We start from the raw sequence: 6,001 nt of genomic DNA, 5'->3' as shown, positions 1-6,001 counted from the left end.
CGCACCCACCGGCCCCCCGCCCCCCACCGCACGCGACGACGGGCCGGACGCCCGCGCGGCCGCCCCGCCGGAGGGGCCACCCGGTGGTGGGTCAGTTCAGGTTCTGGATCTGCATGGGGTAGGTGTACGCCACGTCGCGCGACGCCGTGACGGCACCGACGAGGCCGAGGACCAGCGAGCCGATGCCACCCCTCGCGATCAGCGGGAGGCCGATGAGGGCTCCGACGACGGTGATCGTCAGGATCCAGCCGACGATGCTGACGATGGCCATGGAGACGGCGAAGTTGAACGCACCGGCGGAGGCATTGCGGACGAAGCGCGACTTGTCCTTCTGGAGGAGGTAGACGACCAGCGGCCCGACGAAGTTGAGCCAGCCGGCCGAGACGACCCACGCGATCGCCGCCGACAGGTGTGCGGCGATGGCCCACAGGCGCTCGTCGCTCGTGACGTGGGAGCGGGCCCCCGTGCTGGACAACGGGGCGTAGGTCTGGTTCTCGTACTCGCCATAGCTCGTGTACGGCCCGGTGGGCGCATGGGGGAAGGGCGGCGGGGCGTCGACGGGGTTCGTCCACGCGGTGCCGGAGGTGGGCGGGTTCGGGTTCTGCGGTTGGGGCTGCGACGTGCTCATGGGACCATCCTGACCGCCGGCCACGCGCGTGGACAGTGGATTCGGGGTGTGGTCAGGGCGGGGTCCGGGCGCCCCTGAGGCGACCGTCGGGACGCCCCCTCAGCGCACCTCGTTGAGGTAGGACTGGAGAGCGCGCGTCGTGCCGGAGCCCCAGACGCCGTCCGGGGTGGCGCCGACGACTGCCTGCGTCCGGCGAGTCGTGTCCGGGCCGCGGACACCGTCGACCTTGGCGCCCACTTTGGACTGCAGCGCCCGGGTGGTGGCCGGGCCCCAGATGCCGTCGGTCGCCGTGCCGACCCAAGCCTGCATCGCCTTGATCGTGTTGGCGCCGAGGATGCCGTCGACCGTGAGGGTGCCGGGCGCGGGCGCTGGCGCCGGCGCGGACGGGGCGATGGGGGCCGGCGCGGGATTCGTCGCGTCGGGCATCGCGTTCGGGTCGGCGCCGCCGTTGTCCTTCGTCAGCCCGGCGCGGGTGCCACACACCGGCCAGGCGCCGGGCCCCTGCGAAAACAGCGTGCGGCGCGCGACGGCGATCTGTTCCGCCTTGGTGGCCTGGTGGGCGTACGGCGCGAACGCCTGCCCGCCGAAGTAGTTCCACGTGGACGGCGAGAACTGCAGCCCGCCGTAGAAGCCGTTGCCCGTGTTGATGGACCAGTTGCCGCCCGACTCGCAGGCGGCCACACGGTCCCAGACGGCCTCGTCCCACGCCTCGGCGTTCGAGCTGGCCACCATGCCGCCGAGCGCCATGACGCCGGCCAACACAGCCATGGCCGCCGAACGGGCCCAGAGCTTCTGCAGGGGCATGGTGGTCCCTTTCCGAGGTGACTGGGGTGCCATCACGACGGTAGGGAACAACCTGAGAAACATTCAATCAAACGGGCCCGGTCTCTCAGGAAGTCTCACGGGTGAGTTGAGATCTGTGGGGCGAGGCGTGCGTCAGCTCTGGTTGTAGAACGATCCGGTCAGGTGCTCCACGTCGTCGATGGCGGCCACACCCGGTGGGGCGAGCAGCAGGACGTATGCGGTAACGCGGTCGATGTTGCCCTGCAGCCCGAACACGAGTCCCGACACGAAATCGACCAGCCGGTGGGCTTCGTCGGAGTCGAGCCGCGTCAGATCGAGGATCACGATGTCGCCATCGCGCAGGTGTTCGCCGATGGGGCGCGAATCGCGGTACGAGGTCGGGTGCAGGACCACGATGGTGCGTGCGGTGGCCATTCCTCGAACCGTCCTCCTCGAAACCGGCGCGGTCGGCGTCCGGCACAGCGACGCCCTCGGCGTCCATCCTTGCAGAGGCACGGTGCGGCACCCGGCCGGACACACGGGCGACCCACCGCGCCGCACCGGGCGTGACCATCAGGTGACGAACGGTGGAACCTGCCCCGCGCGCTTGACCGGGCGGCGAGGATGGACCCATGAGCCCAACATCCACTGCCGCCCTGAACCTTCGCCTGGCCCTGATCGGCGCTCAACCCGTCGCCGTGGACGCCGAGACGGACGAGCACGTCGTCGCCCCTCTGATCGCCCGCCAGCGGGAGATGGCGCGCCGCCTGTCCGAACGGCTGTCGCCGACCGACCAGCGCATCCAGGACTTCCTCGACGACTACCTCGCGGACGCCCCCGGCTCGCCCCAACTGCCGCGCCGCACGCTGGTGCTCGACCAGCCGGGCTTCGCCCGCGAGTTGAGCCTGCCGGCGGACGCCGACGCGTTCAGCTCCAGCTTGCTGTCGAGCTACCGGCTGATCAACGGCGTCCTGCACAACCCCGCCAACGACCGCCGCACGACCGCCGGCGTCTTCCACATCGCCGAGGGCGGCCTGCCGATCCCCGACGACAAGATCGCCGTCGACAAGGCGGTGGCGTCCCGCGTGTTCGAGGCGGCGTTCAACCCGCCGTCCGAATGGATGGTCCTGCCCTGGACGTCCACCGCGAGCGAACCCGCCGAATGCTTCGTGTCGCTCCTGCTGCGGCCGCTCGTGCAGCCCGAGGTGCCGGGCGTGACCGACGGCCGCAGCCTCGAGGTGCGGTTCATCGCGCCCGGCGGGCTCGTGGCGAACCTGGACTTCGTGGAGTCGATCTTCGGCAACGGCGGCGACCCGTACCTGCCCGAGAACGACGCCTCCCTCGACCCGCGCCACTGGACGGGCCACAGCGGCCTCGTCGTCCTCGCCCCGCACCTCACCCAGCTGCGCAAGAAGGATGTCGGGCTGCCGCACGTCGACGAGGCGTCCGAGCGGCAGAAGCGCGACGGTCAGTGCTGGACCAGCGAGGACGAGCTCTACAACGGCGGCCAGGCGTTCAAGCTGTGCCTGCGCGACGGGCGCGGCGTCATCGCGACCGTCATCGCCGACAACTACTTCGGCTACTGCAAGAAGGAGGTCAAGACGCAGATCTCCTACTCGGCCAACCTGCTGGGCTCGGCCGAGGAGGAGCACGCGGGCGGCGCCATCTGCTTCCCCGCCTACAACCTGGGCCGTGTCTGGACCGACGACCGCACGCCCGACGACTACACCGTGGCGGACGCCGTCGCCCGCGACCCCGAGCGATTCCAGCTGCAGCCCGAGGGGCACGCGCTCGACACGCAGTGGTCGCACGTGACGCTCGTGCCCGCAAAGGCCACCTTCTCGATGGTCGACCAGACCATCACGTGGGACACCGCCGGGGGGTCGGGGCAGATTCCGCTGCTGGCGCACCACACCTACCTGTTGCCCAACGGCTACCGGGTCCACGCGAAGCACCGCGAGACCGACAAGACGGCGTGGCACCTGGTCGGCACCGTCCCGACGCCGACGCACTGCCACAAACCGGCCACCGTGTCCGGCGGCGGCAAGAGCGAGATCAGCAAGTCGATCCTGGACGCCTTCCAGTTCGGTCCCAGCTTCGTGTCGAACTTCGAAGAAGACATGGACGACGTCCAGGCCCTCATCGACGCCGACTACTCCCACCGCTTCGTGGACGCCGCCGCCAACGGCCACGACCACCGCGGCATCCTCAGCCCCGAGCGCAGCCTCGGTTCGGTCATCAAGCTCATGACGCCGTCGCGCGACTTCTCCGAGGTGCACAACCGGCGGCTCGAGCGGATCCCGGCGCACATCAAGGAGTTGCTGTTCACCGTCAAGCGGTACTACCGGCCCGAGTGGGGCGCCGACTGGCGCGAACACTTCAGCGTCCGCACGCTGAACGGCCGCGAGGGCAACGCGCTGCGCATCGACGGCTCCGAGATCGTCGCCAACTACCTGCGGGTCGGTTTCGAGTCGGACGGTAGCTGGCGGCTGTTCAGCCTCCGCCCGGACTTCTCGGCGGCGGTGAAGGTGCAGTCGGAGGACGACATCACGGCGTCGGTGGTGGTGCCCTCGGGCGCCGTGCCGGTGTCGAACGCGACGGCGTCCGCTGTGCCGCGCAAGGTCGTGCAGAACTGCGAGCAGAAGCTGTTCCAGCGGCCCGACGACGCGATTCACCGGGGCTACGACAAGCAGACCGAGAAGGACATGGCGCGTCCGGGAACCTTCATCTCGAACTTCGAGCCGCTGACGAGGGCGGACGCCGTCCGGATGGTCGACGACGTGCAGGCGTACAGCGAGTTCACCGAGCCGATGGCGGCGCTCATCGCGAAGGCGGCGACGCAGCCCGAGGGCGAGGGCCCGGCCTACTTCGTGTGCTCGGCCGACCCGCGCCTCGTGAACGGCAAGCGGAGCAAGAACCCGCGCTACCTGCAGGTGCGCCCCGACCTGTCGAACCCGGAGGCGACCGCCGTAGCGGAGACGGCCGTGCACCTCGTGTACCGCATCCCGACGGCCGAGCCGCTGCGGATTCCCGTGGACGTCGTCGCTGCGGGCCGGCGCAACAACCCTGCCGAACCCGGGGTACCGCCCCTGTGCACCTACAACCCGCTCCACTACATGGAGCTGCCCGAGTTGTTCATGGAGTTCATCAGCTCGATGACGGGCAAGTCGCCGTCGACGACGGGCGCCGGCTCGGAGGGGGCGATGACGAAGGCGCCGTTCAACGCGCTGCCCGCCGTCTACGACCTGAATGCGGCGTTCCTGTCGTTCGCGCTCACCGGCTACGACGGCTGGCTGAGCTCGGCCGGATTCATCGGGCCCAAGGTGCGCATCGACCACGACTTCTCGATGCTCGTGCCCGAACTGTTCAGCCGCATGACGCCGGACGAACGCGACGCGCGACATCTCATCCAGCGCGGCCATCTGGAGAGGCTGGAGGACTTCGAGCACCGCGGACAGACGGTCGCGGCGAGCCGGCTGGGCTACCGGATGAACGAGGCGTTCGCGACGGCCTATTTCGGGCGCATCTTCCTGCACCCGAACGTCGTGTTCACCCCCGAGATGCTCGCGCCCGAGACCCAGGACCTGGACACGTTCGCCGAGTCGATGGCCACCATCGTCGCGACGCACGAGCGGGTGGCGAAGGCGTATTTCGACGACGGGACCGTCGAGTTCGCCGTGCCGCCGCTGCGAGCACTGCTCGAGGTGATGGCGTACGGCCGGACGGCCGACGGGCTGACGCTGACCGACGAGGCGTTCCGGGCGGCGTTCACGCGCGAGGCCGTGCTGGGCAGCGACTGGTACGCGGCCCGGCTCGACGCCAAGCAGGCGGAGGACGTGCGTCGCACCGAGGTGTCGTTGGGCAACCTGCGCGACTTCGCGGAGCACGCGTCCGGTTCGGAGGCAGCGCAGCGGATCCAGCTCGTCGATCGCATCGCCCAGACCGAGGCCGATCTCGACCGACGCCGCTCGGACGAGTACCGCGCCTCCCTCGTGGGCACCTTGGGGCGCCAGCCGCTGTGACGTGACGGCCACCCGCGGCCCGACCACCACTCGTGTTGCGATCCGGTGATAGAAACGGCGCGTGAACGAGCGCGACGTCATCCGCATCGAGGGGCGGGAGCGGGTGTTCGACCGCAGGCGCATCCTGTTCGTCCTGCTGCTGGCCATGGGCATGTCGCTGATGGCCGTGTCGTCGGTGAACGTCGCCCTCGCCACGATCGAGGACGGGCTCGGCGCGTCGGCGTCCGACCTGCAGTGGGTGCTGTCGGGGTACGCCCTCGCGTTCGGCATCGCGCTCATCCCCGCCGGGCGGGCGGGGGACGTCCTCGGCCGCGGATCCCTGTTCGTCGCCGGCATGGCGATCTTCGTGGTGGCCTCCCTGTTCTGCGGGCTCGCCACGGCCCCCTGGGCGCTCAACGCGGCTCGGCTCGCCCAAGGGCTCGGCGCCGGCCTCTACTCGCCGCAGGTCACCGGCATGATCCAGCAGTACTTCACCGGCGGCGGCCGCGCCCGCGCGTTCGCCCTGCTCGGGCTGGTCGTGTCGGCGTCCGTCGCCGTCGGGCCCGTTCTCGCCGGCACCATCATCCAG

At 70.2% G+C, this 6,001-nt stretch carries 5 protein-coding genes; 2 read left to right on the top strand and 3 right to left on the bottom strand.

Features of this window, described 5'->3' with window-relative positions; all coding sequences use genetic code 11:
* Positions 1-91 precede the first annotated feature (91 nt).
* From Q1K57_RS00530 to Q1K57_RS00520, 3 genes are all read right to left on the bottom strand, one after another.
* Complete coding sequence (locus tag Q1K57_RS00530) at positions 92-628, bottom strand: DUF4870 domain-containing protein (RefSeq protein ID WP_300077633.1); 537 nt, start codon at positions 626-628, stop codon at positions 92-94.
* 99 nt (positions 629-727) lie between these two features.
* Positions 728-1,432 carry a transglycosylase family protein gene (locus Q1K57_RS00525; RefSeq protein WP_300077631.1) on the bottom strand — a complete coding sequence of 235 codons (705 nt, stop codon included), beginning with the start codon at positions 1,430-1,432 and terminating at the stop codon, positions 728-730.
* 132 nt (positions 1,433-1,564) lie between these two features.
* The gene (locus Q1K57_RS00520; RefSeq protein ID WP_300077628.1) at positions 1,565-1,846 is read right to left on the bottom strand and encodes a cell division protein SepF; all 282 of its coding nucleotides are present in this window, start codon (positions 1,844-1,846) and stop codon (positions 1,565-1,567) included.
* Positions 1,847-2,043: 197 nt separating this feature from the next.
* Here Q1K57_RS00520 and Q1K57_RS00515 point away from each other — a divergent pair, with 197 nt between their 5' ends.
* Positions 2,044-5,433: a hypothetical protein gene (locus Q1K57_RS00515; RefSeq protein WP_300077625.1), complete on the top strand. Its 3,390-nt coding sequence runs from the start codon at positions 2,044-2,046 to the stop codon at positions 5,431-5,433.
* Positions 5,434-5,494: 61 nt separating this feature from the next.
* A partial coding sequence (locus Q1K57_RS00510; RefSeq protein WP_300077622.1) for an MFS transporter occupies positions 5,495-6,001 on the top strand: 507 nt, incomplete at its 3' end.

The organism is Propioniciclava sp. (genome assembly GCF_029977985.1).
GTDB lineage: Bacteria > Actinomycetota > Actinomycetes > Propionibacteriales > Propionibacteriaceae > Propioniciclava.
Note: the sequence above shows the minus strand (reverse complement) of the source record. Positions and strands in the feature narration are given on the sequence as shown.